Origin of the sequence: Bacillus cereus group sp. MYBK220-1 (assembly GCF_051916445.1) — a bacterium.
GTDB lineage: Bacteria > Bacillota > Bacilli > Bacillales > Bacillaceae_G > Bacillus_A > Bacillus_A cereus.
Genome location: NZ_JBQAGQ010000008.1, coordinates 62,254 through 78,109, shown reverse-complemented (window position 1 = coordinate 78,109; position 15,856 = coordinate 62,254). Strand labels below are relative to the sequence as shown.

Genomic DNA, 15,856 nt, shown 5'->3' with positions numbered 1-15,856 from the left:
AATACAATATTTTCCGATTTGGAAAATGCTTTGTAGAAAGGGAGAAACTTCATGCCTATTATTTTAGAAAAAGGTCAAAAGATCGATTTAACGAAAGGACAACCAAAAGTAGCAAAACTACAGGTTGGCTTAGGCTGGGATCCAATTGGGCAATCAGGTGGATTTCTGTCTTCATTATTTGGAAGTAAACCAAATGTAGATTGTGATGCATCTGTTGTTATGTTAGAAGGAGATCGTTTTTTAAACAAAAATGATTTAGTTTACTTCGGAAATAAACTTTCTACTTGTGGTAGTATTATTCATTCAGGAGATAATTTAACAGGTGAAGGCGCTGGTGATGACGAAACAATTTTCGTAGAATTACATAAAGTTCCAAGCCGTATTAATCGTTTAGTATTCGTTGTAAATATTTATGACTGTGTAAATCGTCGTCAAGATTTCGGGATGATTCGTAATGCATATATTCGTATTCAAAACCCGCAAACTGGTGAAGAATTAGCACGCTATAATTTATCGGATAATTATGCTGGCAAAACAACTCTAATTGCAGGTGAAATGTATCGTCACGGAAGTGAATGGAAGTTTTCAGCAGTTGGAGAAGGCACGCAAGATAAAAACTTAAGTGAGATTGTATCACGTTATCAATAAAATAACCGAGGAGGAATTGTATATGGCATCAATTTCATTGAAAAAGGGACAAAAGGTAGACTTAACAAAAACGAATCCAGGTCTTTCGAAAGTTCTTGTAGGACTTGGTTGGGACACGAATCGTTATGACGGACAAAACGATTTCGACTTAGATGTTAGTATTTTCTTAGTAGGCGCGAATGGTAAAGTTTCAGGAGCTGAAGATTTCGTTTTCTATAATAATCCAAAAGGTGCGAATGGTGCTGTAGAGCATTTAGGAGATAACCGCACTGGTGAAGGTGAAGGCGATGACGAAGCGATTAAAGTAGATTTGAAAAATGTTCCTGCTCACATCGAACGTATTTGTTTCACAATTACAATTTATGATGGAGAAGGCCGTAGCCAAAACTTCGGACAAGTTTCTAATTCTTTCGTACGTATTCTTGATGAAGAAAAGAATGCAGAATTAATTCGTTACGATTTAGGAGAAGATTTCTCTATTGAAACAGCCGTAGTAGTAGGTGAATTATATCGTCATGCAGGTGATTGGAAATTCAATGCAATCGGAAGTGGATTCCAAGGTGGATTAGCGTCTCTATGTAATAACTTTGGTTTAGATGTAGAGTAATAGATTTGATTTATATATCCATCGGTGAAATGTATGTTTACTGATGGATATATTTTTAAAGATAAAAATATAGAGGTGAATATAGATGGTTATTCAATTACAAAAAGGCCAGAAAATCGATTTAGGTAAGACAAGCCCTGGTTTAACAAAAGCAGTAATTGGTCTTGGATGGGATATTAAATCTTATGACGGCGGAGCCGATTTCGATTTAGATGCATCTGCCTTTTTATTAGATGCAAACGGAAAATGTACGAAGGAAACTGATTTTATCTTCTATAATAATTTACAGTCTCCTTGTGGATCTGTTTTACATACAGGAGATAACCGTACAGGTGAAGGTGAAGGTGACGATGAGCAACTTGTTGTGGACTTGAAGAAAGTTCCAGCAGATGTGCACAGAATTGCTATTACAGTTACGATTTATGATGCAGAAGGCCGTAGTCAAAACTTTGGGCAAGTAGGAAATGCGTTTGTTCGTTTAGCGAATGAAGAAACGAGTGAAGAAGTTCTTCGTTTTGATTTAGGGGAAGATTTCTCCATCGAAACAGCAGTTGTCTTTTGTGAATTATACCGTCATAATGGACAGTGGAAGTTTAATGCAGTAGGAAGTGGATTCCAAGGTGGTTTAGGTGCGCTTGTAAGAGCGTATGGCTTGGATGCATAGAAAGGAAACGATATTCGTTTCCTTTTTTTGACCTTTCTATAAATCTAGCAAAGAATAGGGGATAAAGGTAAGATGAGTATTTTGCAAGGAATCCTTGATACGTATGCTCAGTTTTTCGACTTGGACATGTGGATTAAAGTGTTGCAGGATCCAGTATCTTGGGGATTAATTGGTACACTTGTTGTACTTGAAGGATTATTATCTGCTGATAACGCACTTGTGTTAGCGGTAATGGTAAAACATCTTCCGGAAGAAAAACGTAAAAAAGCATTATTCTATGGACTTATTGGAGCTTATGTGTTCCGCTTTATTGCGATTGGAATCGGAATGTTCTTAATTAAATTATGGTGGGTAAAACTTCTTGGTGCACTTTACCTTGCTTGGTTATCAGTAAAATACTTTATTGATAAGCGTAAAGGTGCAAGTGAAGAAGACGAAGCTCACGGTATGAATCAAAATAGTATTCTCTTTAGAATGTTTGGTGTCTTCTGGGGAACAGTTGCGATGGTTGAATTAATGGATATCGCATTCTCTGTAGATAGCGTACTTGCTGCATTTGGTGTATCTAATGAAGTTTGGATTTTACTATTAGGCGGAATGCTAGGTATTTTAATGATGCGTGGTATTGCTGGTGTATTCTTAAAATTGTTAGAGCGTATTCCAGAGCTTGAAACGACAGCATACATTTTAATCTTAATTATTGCAGCAAAAATGTTACTGTCTTTAATCGAGATTGAGATTAGTCATACACTATTCTTTATTATTTTAGTTGTAGCATTTGGAGCAACATTTATACTTCACTACATGAAGAATTCTGGACAAGCTAGAGAAGAAGTTGCAGCTACTAAAGAAGACAATAAATAATTGAAATGGGTTTGCTCGTTTTGCGAGCGCCCATTTTTTATAACCAAAAATAGTTTATAATAGAAGAAGGACTTAGAAAAAACGTAAATGTTTTTGGAGGTGAACTGTTGTGTTTTCACGTTTTACACTTCAACCATATGCATTAAAAGATGAATCAGATTTAAAGCAATTTGAAACGCTTTTAGAAAAACGCCCACAATATGAGCTGACAGAGAATGAGATGAAATTTAGTTATATAGCATGTCGAATCCTTGGCGTTCCTAATGATGTAGATGAATATTTTAATGAACTGTTTGATTATAGTGAAGCGAAAGGAATCGAAGTTTTACACGAACAAAATTTAAACAAAGTGATTGATTCGGAAAAGCTTCGTCATATTCAAGAAGTGTTCGGATTACATCAAGAAGCACCAAATGGTCTGACAGTAAATAGGCTAGTTGCACACTTATCTGGGAAACAACTTTTACCGAAAGTAGACAATCCTGATTTACAGCATTACATACATACGACGTTTATTTCACTATTGAAATTATATGAGAAGCAACATAATCAGTCGTTAAAGACAGAAGGCTTCCGTCGTTTCTTAATCGACATAATTAAACTAAGCGAAAATTACGTAGCGAAGTGGTTCTCTACGATTAACTATAAGAAACAAATGCCGCGTATCATTTGGTACGGTGATGCACAGGAAAGCCGTATATATTTCTTATACTTTCTTATTATGCTCGGTTGTGATGTGCTTTATTATCACCCAGAAGGAAAAGATGGATTTGAAAATATTGATGAAGAGGGAAGAACTTTTGTTGTATCTCATTCAAGTCGCATTTCGCTTGAACCATTCCCTGATCGTCGCCGTGAGCGTGTTGCAACAGTAGCGTATCAAGCTTCGAAAGAAATTGAACAAGTACTTCACCACGATAATTCACTGCTGTACAAGCCGTGGCAATTCCGTTCCTATACGCCTGTAGCTCGTACACTAAAAACAACATATGATGAACTCTTTTTAATTACGAAAGAAAAGGCGTTTGTACGCCCGACATTCTTTGTTGAAAATAAACACATTTATATCCCTTCTTTATTTGCGAAAATATCCGGCGTTTCAAAGAATGATAAAGAATATTTTCAACGATTAAAGGCTGTTACATCATTTGATAACAGTTTATTAATTAATACATTCCCATTTACGAAAGAGCAAAAAGCAAACTTCCAATATCATTATCGAGATGCATTGGACCGAGCTGGGAAATTGCATCCTGATCTAATTATGAATAGCCATTGGTGGCCGCATAAGCGTTTACCGGAAGGTTTACAGCATGGAATTGCAGAAGCGATTATCCATACGTGTGAAAGTGAAATGTGTAAACCAATTGCGAAAGAGACGAAACAAGATGTAGCGCTATATGTTTTCGCGCAACTTTCTCAAATACCACCGAATATTTTAGAACAGCTTGAGAAATTTGATTATTCACAAGATGTACCGAAAATTGTTATATTTAATAATGAGAAGAGTGGAGAGTTAACTCGTTCTGATGCTGTTTTATTACTATTTTTGAATCAAATTGGAGTAGATGTATTTCATTTCAATCCAACGGGAAGAAACGATATTGAACCGTATATTGAAGCGGGGGCATTTGATTCACATTGGCTTGAAGAGGTTAATTTCGATCTTGAGTTTCATGGTTCATCAGCCTATAAAAATTTATCACAAACAATAAAAGGACTATTTCGTCCATTTTTATAAGGAAAGGGAGAATACCATATGAATAACCCAGTCGTACTAGATCCGAAAACAGAATTAAATGAACAAACAGCACAAGATGTTCGCTTACAACTTAGAAAAGATGCGGATGTACAACGTATTTATAATGCGGTAGATATTAAAGATCAATTAGAATTAATTGAACTTGGAAAAGAACCTTCTATGGAAATTTCACGTTTTGCTGATCAAATTTTACATACAATGTCATTATCAAAGATAGAAGATTCTGGTGAATTATTAAAACAGCTTGGTAAAATTATGGACCGATTCGATAGTAAAGACTTTGCGGAAGAGAAAAGCGGTTTCTTTTCACGTATGTTTAAAAAAGCGGATAAAATGATTGAACAAATTTTTAGCAAGTATCAAACGATGGGCCGTGAAATTGATAAAGTTTATGTGGAAATTACGAAGTACCAAGATGAGATGAAAAAATCAATTGGTACGTTAGATGGCTTGTATGAGCAAAACTTAAAATATTATCTAGACTTAGAGAAGTACGTAGTAGCAGGAGAAATGTTATTAGAGCGTTTAAATACAGAGTTAGTTCCGATGTATGAAGAGCGTGTACGTAATAATGATCAATTAGCAGGTATTGAATTAGAGTCGCTTAAAAACTCTGTTGAAATTTTAGAACAGCGTATTGACGATTTAGAAAAAGCACGTATGGTTGCGTTACTTACAGCACCACAAATTCGTATGATTCAACGTGGTAATAATAAATTAATTGGTAAAATCAATACAGCATTTATTACAACCATTCCTATCTTTAAAAATGGTATCATTCAAGCGGTAAATGCCAAGCGTCAAAAGCTTGTTGCGGATTCTATGGCTGAACTGGATCGCCGTACAAATGAATTACTTAAGAAAAATGCACAAAATATCGCAACGCAAAGTGTAGAAGTAGCGAGATTATCAGGTTCTTCTAGTATTAAGATGGAAACACTTGAGGAAACTTGGAACATTATTTCAAGAGGTATGCAAGAAACACAACAAATTGAAGAGCAAAACAAACGTGAGCGTGAAGAAAGCCGCAAACGTATGGCTACATTAACAGAGAACATCAAAAAAGAATTACAAGGATAAAGTGAAACTTTAATCAGTGGGGTTTTGTTCATCCCCACTAATTATTAGCCTTCACCAATTGGACATTTATGGGCAGTTAATCCACCACCTAACTTCTTTGCTCAAACTGAATTTTGAGGTGGGAGTTTTACTGCACGGAAAATAGTAGGATAAATGAAAAGGCAATGAGGACTATTCCTCATTGCCTTTTAGTTTCTCTTCACTAATTTAATAATCTCATTCACAATAAGTGGAATGATACTTAATAAGAGAACAAATCCCCAATCTCGCATCGTTAATGCATGTACACCGAATATATTTGCAAGGGGCGGGATGGAGATGATACAAACTTGCATAAGAACACCGATAAGAAGGGAGAAAACTAAATATTTATTTGTAAAGATCCCAATTGAAAAAATTGATTTCGTTCTTGAACGCAAGTTAAATGAATGAACGAGCTGAGAAAAACTAAGAACGACAAATGCCATCGTTTGAGCATGTAATAGAGCATCGTCATCAATTCGCTCTGGGAAAAGAGGGAATAAATTTGTATCTCCAGTATAGAATTTTGCTCCGGCGATAAAAGCTATTAGCGTTAAAAGTCCAATGATAACTCCATTGAAAATCAGGAAAGGAACGCTGCCACTAAATAAGCTTTCTTTCGCATGTCGTGGTTTTTCCTTCATCACATCTGGATCTTCAGGATCAACCCCAAGTGATAATGCAGGCAGTGTATCTGTAATTAAATTCACCCACAAAATATGAATAGGTCGTAGTGGTGTTGCCCAGCCGAGTAAAATCGCTAAAAATAAAGCGATAATTTCTCCGAAGTTACAAGAGAGTAGGAAGAGAATTGATTTTTTTATGTTACGATAAATATTTCTACCTTCTTCAACGGCTTTCACAATAGATGAGAAATTATCATCTGTTAACACGACATCTGCTGCCCCTTTTGCAACGTCTGTTCCTGTAATGCCCATCGCTACGCCAACATCAGCTTGCTTTAAAGATGGTGCATCATTGACACCGTCACCAGTCATAGAAACGATATTTCCTTTCGCGCGTAATGCCTTTACAATTTTCACTTTATGCTCAGGAGAGACTCTAGCGAATACATTTAAATGATTAATTTTGCTAGCTAGTTCTGTATCAGAAACGTTATCTAATTCAGTTCCAATCATAATTTCCGATATTTCTTCAGCAATGCCAAGTTCTTTGGCAATTGCAAAGGCGGTATCTTTATGGTCACCAGTAATCATAACTGTGCGAATACCGGCTTTTTTACATTCTTTAATTGAATCTTTCACTTCAGTTCGTGGTGGATCAATCATACCGACAAGACCAATAAAGATAAGATTTTTTTCAAGATGATTTATATCCACATCGTTTGAATCGTATTGTTTAAATGCGAATGAAAGTACTCTTAAAGCTTCTTGAGACATTGATCCGGCAGCTTTTAATATTTGATTTTTATCAGAATCAGTTAAAATCTCGATTTTGCCGTTTTTAAAAATATGGGTACATCGGGGTAAGAGCTTATCAATAGCGCCTTTCGTCATGCTATAGTAGCTTTCATCGTATGTATGTACAGTTGACATCATTTTACGATCTGAATCGAAAGGTACTTCGTTAACACGTTCATGTATTTTTTCTAAATGATCTTTTTGCATATTAAAGGTGGTTCCGGCAACGAGAAGAGCAATTTCAGTCGGGTCTCCCGTTTGTGATTCGTTATTGTAAGACGCATCATTACATAGCACCATATTTTCTAACAATAGACGTTGCGCATCATTATTTACATTTAAACTCTCTAAGCGATCGTATGTGTTATCACTATAAAAGTGAGTAACGGTCATTTTATTTTGCGTTAACGTACCTGTTTTATCTGAACAAATAATTGTGACAGAACCGAGGGCTTCAACAGCTGGTAGTTTCCGAATGATAACGTTTTGTTTAATCATACGTTGCACACCAATTGCAAGAACGATGGAAACGATAGCTGGCAAACCTTCTGGAATAGCTGCAACGGCTAAACTAATTGCAGTCATAAACATTTCTAGTGTATCTCGTCCTTGTAAAAAGCCTATGAGAAACATCACGATACAAATAGCTACAGCAACAAAGCCTAAATACTTTCCGACTTGTGCTAAGCTTTTTTGAAGTGGTGTCATATCATCGTCAGCTTCATGTAAAAGGGTAGCAATCTTACCAATTTGTGAGTTCATTCCAGTTTCAACAGCAACACCGACGCCTCGTCCATATGTAACAAGAGTAGACATAAAGGCCATATTCTTTTGATCACCGAGTGGTACTTGCTCATCACTTTGCATGGAAGGGTGGTAGATTGCATCTTTATCAACAGGGACAGATTCACCAGTTAGAGCAGATTCTTCAACTTTTAAATTTGCGGTTTCGATCAGGCGTAAATCGCATGGGATATATCGTCCGGCGTCGAGCATAACGATATCACCTGGAACGACGTGCTCAGATGGAATTTCTTTTAGTTCACCATCTCGCTTGACGATAGCTTTAGGTGTCGCCATCTTTTTCAATGCCTCTAAGGCTTGTTCTGCTTTCGATTCTTGGACGACACCGATAACAGCATTTAAAACTACAACGAGCGCAATGATACTTGCATCTGCCCATTCACCTACAAAGGCAGAAATAAGGGCTGCAATAATAAGGACATATACGAGGACGTCATTAATTTGGGCGAAAATACGCTGCAATAAAGTGCGTTTTTGTTTTGTAGCTAATTCATTAGAACCGTATTGCTTTAAACGTTCACTTACAATTTCATCTGTTAAACCGTGTTGTTCGTTTGTTTCTAGGTCAATTAATGTTTGATCTTTCGTCTTACTGTACCAATTGCTCATAAGTAAGCACCTCCAGTAAAAACAGTTAGCAATGGTAGTGTTGCTATTATTTGTGAGTAGTATGTATGGAGAAAAAATCTAAGGTGAGGTTCTACTTCTATTGTACAATATTTTACAGTTGGTTGAGGGAAAGAGAAGAGTTGTCATGAATTTGTTGGAAATAAAAAAGAGCCTCATATAAGAGAGGCTTTTTTACTTTTTAATTAATGTACCTAATTCTTCTGTAATAGCTTGCATTTCACTAATGCTGAATGTTTCACGTTTCATAACATGATCATAAATGTCACGTAAATCTTCGTACATTTCTTCGTTAAAACTAGCAGCTCTCATCGCTCCAGCATTAACCATACGTAATTTTTCTTTAATAGCTTCGACCATGTATTCAACGTTTTCTTCTGACTTTACGGATAAATCCACCGAAGTGTCCCCCTTTAAAATAACATAAGGCTATCTTAACATTTTTTATCATTTTCGTTAATGAATCTTTTCAATCCCATTAAATTAGTAGGGATTTCCTTTATATTTAATAATTGGTTGTTTATACTATAAGTATATATTAAGAAATGCACCAAGAAGGGAAGAAACAAAAATATGGTTCAAGTATTGTTTGTTTGTCTTGGGAACATTTGCCGTTCTCCGATGGCAGAAGCGATTTTTCGAAATCTTGTCGTAAAAGAGGGACTTGAAGAGAAAATTGTCATTGATTCTGCAGGAACTGGAGATTGGCATGTTGGCCATCCGCCACATAAAGGAACACAAAAAATTTTAAAAGAAAATGCAGTCACTTTTGAAGGAATTAAAGCAAGGCAAGTAGAAAAAGAAGACTTAACAAAGTTTGATTATATTATTGCCATGGACAACAAGAATATAGCAGATTTAAAAAGTTTAGGTAAAACTGGAGGCTATATTGGTAGGCTGTCCGATTTTGTTCCAGACGGTGGCTGGACAGACGTTCCCGACCCTTACTATACAGGGAATTTCCAAGAAGTATATGACCTTGTAACAGAAGGGTGTGCAAAGCTATTAGCTTTCATTCGAAATGAACAAGGAATATGAGGAAGCTTAGAAAGAAATACTTTCTAACATAAGAAATGAAAGGGTGAAGGAATATGGCAAAGAAAAATAATATTGCTCGAAACATTGCGATTGGTGTAGCTGCAGGTGTAGCTGTATCTATGTTGAAGAAAGAAAATCGTGAAAAAGTAAAAAATACTGCAGAAAAAGCAAAAACAAAGATGATTGAAATTGGCGAAAATGCAAAGATCAAAGAAAAAGTGCAAACTGTTACAGATAAAGGACGCGAACTTGCTGATTTCAATGTGGTAAAAGCGAAAGTAGCAGAAATTAAAAAATTAACGCCATCTGTTGTAGAGACGTTAAAAGAAACGAAAGAAATTTTTAGTAAGAAAAAAGTTGAGCCAGAAGAAAAGCCAGAAACGATTGAAATTCAAGCTGTATCTCCAAAGGTAGATGAGTTGAAAGTAGAAGAAGAGCCAATAGTTGCTGAAGATGGTGGTATGAAAGAAGCGCGTGAATTATTTATGAAAGACTCAAATGCAGTGGAAAAAAAAACTGAAGCGTACATTGAGTTAAAGCAAGATAAAGAAGAGAAGAAAAGCGTTTAAACATATATGAGAAAAATTTTAGAAAAGGTGAGAAGAAATCGTACTTATTCGTTTGGTAAAGATTTATATGACCGGACGATGCGCGATGATGTAGCGGGCTTGGCAGCACAGCTCGCTTATTTCTTCTTGCTTGCAATTTTTCCTGGGCTCGTTTTCTTAATTACGCTTCTTGGATTTATTCCCATTCAAACAGAGGATGTGCTTAGTTTATTAGAGGTTTATGTACCAGATGATGCAATGAACTTAATTGAGGTAAATGTAGATAAAGTTGTAAACCAGCAAAATGGTGGTTTATTATCATTTGGTTTATTATCCATGTTATGGTTTGCCTCAAATGGTGTTAATGCGGTTATGAATGCTTTTAACCGCGCTTATGACGTGAAGGAAACACGTTCTTTTATTACAACAAGAGCGTTATCAATTGTGTTTACATTAGCTATTATTTTTATGATTGTCTTTGCGTTAATTGTTCCGGTATTCGGACAAGTTATTGGAGCAGCAGTGTTTAAAGCACTCGGTTTATCAGATAGTTTTTCTTTCGTATGGAGCATTACACGATTAGTAGCGAGTTTCTTCGTGCTATTTGCTTTGTTTAGTTTCTTATATACATTTGCACCAGATCGAAAGTTAAAAAGAAGAGAAGTTATTTCAGGGGCGTTATTTGCTACTGTAGGATGGATTGTGGTATCGTACTCATTTGCTTATTATGTAGATAAGTTTGCGAATTACGCCAATACATATGGTGGTCTCGGTGGTATCATTATTTTAATGTTATGGTTTTACTTAACTGGATGGGTAATTTTACTTGGCGGTGAAATTAATGGTTTACTCCACCATTATAGAACCGGTGACAATAATTCCCGTAATGAATAATGAGCTCTTGTTCCATAATAAAAAGGAACAGGGGGGATATTTCATGAGTAATAATAAAAAGAACCATAATAATAAAAGTAATAATAAACAAAAGAGCAGTTCGCACCCAAAGCATAAAACGAGTAGCAGTGCGAACGGTCATAATAGCTATCATTAAAAAAAACGGGTCCTCTATGAGGGACCCGTTTTATTTGCTTCCTTTTAATAATCGTAAGCCATTCAAAATGACAAGAATCGTACTTCCTTCATGGCCAATAACACCGAATGGAAGAGCTAAAAATTGCAAGAAGTTTGAACAAATTAGCATGGCAATAACGGCTAGCGAAAAGATTACGTTTTGCTTCACAATACGATTCATTCGTTTTGATAGACGGATTGCTTGAGAAAGACGAGATAGTTCGTTCTTCATCAGTACAACATCCGCAGTTTCTAAAGCTACATCTGTTCCTTCTCCCATTGCGACACCAATGCTAGCAGTAGCTAGTGCAGGTGCATCATTTATACCGTCTCCGACCATTGCTACTGTACCGTATTTTTCTTTTAACTTTTTAATCGTTTCAACTTTTGTTTCTGGTAAGCATGATGCGTAATATTCCTTTATATTACTTTCAGAGGCAATTGCTTTTGCCGTTTCTTCATTATCTCCAGTAATCATAATTGCTTCGACACCAATGCTTTGTAAATCACGAATAGCAGCTATTGTTTCTTGGCGAAGCGTATCTTTTAAAGCGATAAGTCCAAGAATGCCTCCCTCATCACTAATATAAACGACAGTTTTACCTTCCTTTTCAAGTGAGGCAGAAATACCATTATGAAATGTTTTTGTTTCTTCACCGATAAAATCAGCTTTACCTATTTTATAAGCGTTGTTTTCGAATATTCCTTTTAGCCCAAAACCAGTTACATCTTCAACCTTTTCTGGTTTTTTTAATGTAATGTCGTACGCATGTTGTGCATATTTAACAATAGATTCAGCCAAAGGATGTGTAGAGTGACTTTCAATTGATGCTGTAATAGAAAGTACTTCTTTTTCTGTCATATTTTCTCGAACATATATATCTGTTACGGTAGGTTTTCCTTCTGTTAATGTTCCTGTTTTATCAAAGGCGATTGCTTTTACTGAAGCGAGGCGTTCTAAATGTATGCCACCTTTAAAGAGAATTCCATTTCTTGCTCCGTTAGAAATTGCAGATAACGTTGCTGGTGTAATGGCAGCAACGAGTGCACAAGGAGATGCGACTACAAGTAAGATCATAGCGCGATAAAACGTTTCATTCCAGCTCCAGTCAAGTAAGAAATGAGGAACGAACATCATAAGCGCAACAACGAGTAGTACACCTTTTACGTATGTTCCTTCAAACTTTTCGATGAATAGTTGTGATGGTGATTTTTCACTTTGTGCACTTTGTACGAGACGGATAATCTTTTGGAATAATGTTTGATCGCTCGGCTTCGTAATTTTAACTTCGATAGCACCACGTAAATTTACAGTACCTGCAAATACTTCATCGCCATGTCTTTTCTCATTTGGAATAGGTTCTCCCGTGATTGCTGCTTCATCGATATTTGTTTCACCGTTATGAATCGTACCGTCAGCAGGAACACGTTCACCTGGTTTAATTAAAATAATGTCGTTAATTTGTAACTCTCCAACAGGAATACGTTCCTCTGTTCCGTTGGAAATGCGTAATGCTTCTTCGGGTTGTAAGTCAAGAAGAGCGGAAATTTCTTTTTGGCTCTTACTTAATGTATAAGATTCCATAGCACCGCTGAGCGCAAAGATGAAGATTAAAATAGCCCCTTCTGCCCAGTAGCCAATAATTGCAGCACCGATAGCTGCAAAGAGCATTAGCATTTCAACATTTAGCTCTTTTTCTTCAATCGTATCTTCAATTCCTTCTTTCGCTTTTGCATATCCACCAACTATATAAGCAAGGATATAGCAAGTAATACCTGCATTCATTGCATCGTTCTTTGTGAATAGCCAGCCAGCTAAAATAAAAATACCAGATGCCAATGCAAATACAAGTTCATAATGTTTTTTTAATGTGTCCCATAAAGAGGGATGAGAAATTGTTTCTTTTGCGTGTAACGTTTTTACTTCTGAGTTCATTACTACTCGCTCCTTCCGAATTCTTATTGAGAAAAATAATCAAAATCGAAACCCCTATAAAACGACGAAAGCTGCCATCCATAATGGATAGCAGCATTTCTGTTGAATCTGTTTTTAATAGTTATTATGTTGTAATTATTCTATAGTATATCATATGTTTTTATGAGATGGTACGGTTTTGTTTCAAGTATAAACGGAAAACTTGTGTTTTCGCAATTCCTTTGGTATATATGAATATTGTTCATAAAAAGGTCGGAAAGGAAGACAACAAGTGAAGACAGAGAAATTTTTTACCCATCCGATTGGCGTATTTATTGCTGCAATAGTAGCAACTTTTTTATGGGGAAGCGCATTTCCTTTTATTAAGTTAAGTTATGCTGAACTTGGAATTCAACCACAAGAAGTTGGAGAACAAATATTATTTGCCGGTTATCGTTTCTTGTTATCTGGAGTCATGCTCTTATTATTCTTTAAAGTGTTAGGAAAAGATATGAGCTTCAAAAAAGGAACGGGGAAACAGTTAATACAAATTGGTTTATTCCAAACGTTTCTTCAATATATCTGTTTTTACATTGGAATGAGTTATAGTTCAGGAATTGAAGGAGCTATCATTTCAGGGACATCATCATTCTTTCAAATTTTACTCGCCCATTTTTTATATAAAGATGATGCTCTCAATATAAGAAAAATAATTGGGGTATCGATTGGTTTTTGTGGCGTCGTTTTAGTAAATGTGCCGAGTGATGGTAGCTTATCATTTCATTTTGGAATCGGAAGCTTATTACTTCTTAGTGCAGCAATGCTGTATTCATATGGAAACATATTAGCAAAAGAAGGTAGTAAAACATTAGATGTTGGCTATATGACAGCATACCAAATGATGTTTGGTTCTATAGGATTATTATGTATAGGGGCTTTACAAGTTGGAGTCATGCCATTTACATTTAGTCTACATGCACTACTTATGCTGATTTATTTATCTTTCTTATCTGCAGCTGGTTTTTGCATTTGGAATACAATTATGAAGTACAATAAGGTTGGAAAAGTATCTATGTATATGTTCTTTATACCCGTATTTGGTGTGTTATTATCGAGCATGATTTTAGGTGAAGCAATTCATTCATTTGTGTTACTCGGTTTAGCATGTGTAGCCGCGGGAATTATTGTGGTAAATCGGACGCCAGCTAAGCAAAAAATAGAGAAAGAAAAACAAGTAGCATAGAAAGCAGAAAAGCGATTACAATGGAAGAACAGTACTGTTCTTCTTTTTTTATAGAAAAAGGATAATAGACTAAGTGTAACGAAAAAAGATACAAAAAGCATTTATTGAGGAGAACATATTATGAATCTACTTTACGTGGTGTTAATTGGGCAAATACTTCTTTTTTTAATCGGTGCAATTTATGCAATGCGGCAGACAAAAAGAACGAAAGATAATATGCCGTTACCTTTAGCAATCCGTCTTATTCTTAGTTTTTCTTTAACAGGTAGTGCAATTTGGATATGGTTACAAGATCCATCTGTAGAGTATAGTACGTGGGTTGCACTTGGTATGACTTTATCGACTGTGGGAGATTTGTTTATGGCTGGGCTGATTCCAATTGGTCACAGGTTAATTGGAGGGATGGTTACTTTCGCTCTTGCTCATTGTTTTTATGTAAAAGCATTTTTGCAAACAGGAATTTCGTGGAATGGTTTTTGGATTGGTTTACTCGTATATGGGCTCTTTCTAATTGTAGGATGGTTCTTCTTTATCCGAAATGATAAACAGGATAAATTGTTTACGATAGGAGCTCTAATTTACGGATTGTGGGTTGGAGGAATGGCTTGCTTTGCATTCGCCTTATATTATGAAAATACAGGAATATGGTGGATACCAGCGTTTGGTGGTTTACTGTTTGTGATTTCTGATTTTATTATTGGCGTGACAGATATCGGAGGGCGTAAATTGAAGTATGAGCCACTTTGGATTTGGTTTACATATGTAGCTGCTCAAATGTGTATTGTATATGTGGGATTATAAAAAGATACTCTCAAAATAGTGGATAGACTATTTTGAGAGTATCTTTTTTGCTTGTTTAATTTGATCAGTATTACCATTTTGAAATTTCTAATATTATAATTTTATAATTCAGAATTTTGTAGAAAAATATCGGTTGTATTATTTATAATAAAAGTAAAAAGATGATGAGATGGTGAAATGATGCAAAAGAAAAAACGTTGGCGTGAATTCTTTGGAACTATTGCAATTGCATGTTTATTGGTGTTTTTGGCGAAAATTTTTGTGTTTTTTCCGACGACTGTAAAAGGAGCATCTATGAGGCCAACGTTGCAAGATGGAGATAAGGTGATTGTTAATAAGTTAGCAAAACAATTTGAAAGCTATGGGAGAGAAGATATTATTGTTGTGAAAACAGATAATTTTTATGTCAAAAGAGTGATTGGATTGCCTGGAGATATAATTGAGATGAGAAATGATCAATTATATGTAAATTCTGAAGTGAAAGATGAAGAGTATTTGGATAGTAATAAAAAACAAGCAGAAAAAAAACTTATGAATTTAACAGAGGACTTTGGACCGATTACAGTTCCTAAAAATAAGATTTTTGTTATGGGAGATAATCGCTTAATAAGTAAAGATAGTAGAAATGGTTTAGGTTTTATTGATAGAGAAGATGTGTTAGGAAAGTTAGCAGGCATTTATTATCCGTTTGAACATATGAAAATAATAAAGTAAAAAAAACCAAGCAAATTTTAGTTTGCTT

The 15,856-nt window shown here is 35.6% G+C and carries 15 protein-coding genes; 12 read left to right on the top strand and 3 right to left on the bottom strand.

The window, feature by feature from the left end:
• Positions 1-51 precede the first annotated feature (51 nt).
• The 6 genes from ACTFRU_RS24405 to ACTFRU_RS24380 all read left to right on the top strand — a co-directional run bounded on the left by ACTFRU_RS24405 (position 52) and on the right by ACTFRU_RS24380 (position 5,625).
• Positions 52-648: a TerD family protein gene (locus tag ACTFRU_RS24405; protein ID WP_001121586.1), complete on the top strand. Its 597-nt coding sequence runs from the start codon at positions 52-54 to the stop codon at positions 646-648.
• A gap of 22 nt (positions 649-670) precedes the next feature.
• Positions 671-1,255, top strand: a complete 585-nt coding sequence (locus ACTFRU_RS24400; protein ID WP_000146726.1) for a TerD family protein — start codon at positions 671-673, stop codon at positions 1,253-1,255.
• Positions 1,256-1,340: 85 nt separating this feature from the next.
• Positions 1,341-1,919 carry a TerD family protein gene (locus ACTFRU_RS24395; protein WP_000236643.1) on the top strand — a complete coding sequence of 193 codons (579 nt, stop codon included), beginning with the start codon at positions 1,341-1,343 and terminating at the stop codon, positions 1,917-1,919.
• 72 nt (positions 1,920-1,991) lie between these two features.
• Positions 1,992-2,783 carry a TerC family protein gene (locus ACTFRU_RS24390; protein ID WP_000025704.1) on the top strand — a complete coding sequence of 264 codons (792 nt, stop codon included), beginning with the start codon at positions 1,992-1,994 and terminating at the stop codon, positions 2,781-2,783.
• 109 nt (positions 2,784-2,892) lie between these two features.
• Positions 2,893-4,524, top strand: coding sequence for a YceG family protein (locus ACTFRU_RS24385; RefSeq protein ID WP_000492859.1), 1,632 nt, complete (start codon positions 2,893-2,895; stop codon positions 4,522-4,524).
• Between the two features lie 18 nt (positions 4,525-4,542).
• Entirely contained in the window at positions 4,543-5,625 is a 1,083-nt protein-coding gene (locus tag ACTFRU_RS24380; protein WP_001064405.1) for a toxic anion resistance protein, read from the top strand.
• A gap of 188 nt (positions 5,626-5,813) precedes the next feature.
• On the opposite strand, the gene ACTFRU_RS24375 is transcribed toward ACTFRU_RS24380, so the two are convergent.
• Together ACTFRU_RS24375 and ACTFRU_RS24370 are read right to left on the bottom strand one after the other, a co-directional pair.
• Positions 5,814-8,480 (bottom strand): cation-translocating P-type ATPase, encoded by a 2,667-nt coding sequence (locus ACTFRU_RS24375; RefSeq protein ID WP_088362194.1) that lies wholly within the window; start codon positions 8,478-8,480, stop codon positions 5,814-5,816.
• 192 nt (positions 8,481-8,672) lie between these two features.
• A complete protein-coding gene (locus ACTFRU_RS24370) occupies positions 8,673-8,897 on the bottom strand; it encodes a DUF1128 domain-containing protein (protein ID WP_000366196.1) in 225 nt (74 codons plus the stop codon).
• A gap of 174 nt (positions 8,898-9,071) precedes the next feature.
• Here ACTFRU_RS24370 and ACTFRU_RS24365 point away from each other — a divergent pair, with 174 nt between their 5' ends.
• From ACTFRU_RS24365 to ACTFRU_RS24355, 3 genes are read left to right on the top strand one after another with little or no spacing between them, the layout of a single operon-like run.
• Entirely contained in the window at positions 9,072-9,536 is a 465-nt protein-coding gene (locus tag ACTFRU_RS24365) for a low molecular weight protein-tyrosine-phosphatase (protein ID WP_000250916.1), read from the top strand.
• Positions 9,537-9,589: 53 nt separating this feature from the next.
• Positions 9,590-10,105 (top strand): DUF4075 domain-containing protein, encoded by a 516-nt coding sequence (locus ACTFRU_RS24360; RefSeq protein WP_001085389.1) that lies wholly within the window; start codon positions 9,590-9,592, stop codon positions 10,103-10,105.
• Between the two features lie 6 nt (positions 10,106-10,111).
• Positions 10,112-10,978, top strand: coding sequence for a YihY/virulence factor BrkB family protein (locus tag ACTFRU_RS24355; protein ID WP_001226536.1), 867 nt, complete (start codon positions 10,112-10,114; stop codon positions 10,976-10,978).
• Positions 10,979-11,165: 187 nt separating this feature from the next.
• On the opposite strand, the gene ACTFRU_RS24350 is transcribed toward ACTFRU_RS24355, so the two are convergent.
• Entirely contained in the window at positions 11,166-13,091 is a 1,926-nt protein-coding gene (locus tag ACTFRU_RS24350) for a heavy metal translocating P-type ATPase (protein ID WP_006927450.1), read from the bottom strand.
• A gap of 271 nt (positions 13,092-13,362) precedes the next feature.
• Between ACTFRU_RS24350 and ACTFRU_RS24345 the strand changes: the two genes are divergently transcribed.
• From ACTFRU_RS24345 to lepB, 3 genes are all read left to right on the top strand, one after another.
• Positions 13,363-14,313: a DMT family transporter gene (locus ACTFRU_RS24345; protein ID WP_000845697.1), complete on the top strand. Its 951-nt coding sequence runs from the start codon at positions 13,363-13,365 to the stop codon at positions 14,311-14,313.
• 120 nt (positions 14,314-14,433) lie between these two features.
• The gene (locus ACTFRU_RS24340; RefSeq protein ID WP_001051080.1) at positions 14,434-15,114 is read left to right on the top strand and encodes a lysoplasmalogenase; all 681 of its coding nucleotides are present in this window, start codon (positions 14,434-14,436) and stop codon (positions 15,112-15,114) included.
• Positions 15,115-15,291: 177 nt separating this feature from the next.
• Positions 15,292-15,828 (top strand): signal peptidase I, encoded by a 537-nt coding sequence (lepB, locus tag ACTFRU_RS24335; protein WP_000983308.1) that lies wholly within the window; start codon positions 15,292-15,294, stop codon positions 15,826-15,828.
• Positions 15,829-15,856 lie beyond the last annotated feature (28 nt).

Excerpts from the sequence above, each read along its gene's own strand:
- ACTFRU_RS24400 (WP_000146726.1), top strand. The coding sequence starts at position 671 with ATGGCATCAATTTCATTGAAAAAGGGACAAAAGGTAGACTTAACAAAA.
- ACTFRU_RS24375 (WP_088362194.1), bottom strand. The coding sequence starts at position 8,480 with ATGAGCAATTGGTACAGTAAGACGAAAGATCAAACATTAATTGACCTA.
- ACTFRU_RS24405 (WP_001121586.1), top strand. The coding sequence starts at position 52 with ATGCCTATTATTTTAGAAAAAGGTCAAAAGATCGATTTAACGAAAGGA.
- ACTFRU_RS24350 (WP_006927450.1), bottom strand. The coding sequence starts at position 13,091 with ATGAACTCAGAAGTAAAAACGTTACACGCAAAAGAAACAATTTCTCAT.
- ACTFRU_RS24355 (WP_001226536.1), top strand. The coding sequence starts at position 10,112 with ATGAGAAAAATTTTAGAAAAGGTGAGAAGAAATCGTACTTATTCGTTT.
- ACTFRU_RS24360 (WP_001085389.1), top strand. The coding sequence starts at position 9,590 with ATGGCAAAGAAAAATAATATTGCTCGAAACATTGCGATTGGTGTAGCT.
- ACTFRU_RS24365 (WP_000250916.1), top strand. The coding sequence starts at position 9,072 with ATGGTTCAAGTATTGTTTGTTTGTCTTGGGAACATTTGCCGTTCTCCG.
- ACTFRU_RS24380 (WP_001064405.1), top strand. The coding sequence starts at position 4,543 with ATGAATAACCCAGTCGTACTAGATCCGAAAACAGAATTAAATGAACAA.
- lepB (WP_000983308.1), top strand. The coding sequence starts at position 15,292 with ATGATGCAAAAGAAAAAACGTTGGCGTGAATTCTTTGGAACTATTGCA.
- ACTFRU_RS24390 (WP_000025704.1), top strand. The coding sequence starts at position 1,992 with ATGAGTATTTTGCAAGGAATCCTTGATACGTATGCTCAGTTTTTCGAC.
- ACTFRU_RS24395 (WP_000236643.1), top strand. The coding sequence starts at position 1,341 with ATGGTTATTCAATTACAAAAAGGCCAGAAAATCGATTTAGGTAAGACA.
- ACTFRU_RS24340 (WP_001051080.1), top strand. The coding sequence starts at position 14,434 with ATGAATCTACTTTACGTGGTGTTAATTGGGCAAATACTTCTTTTTTTA.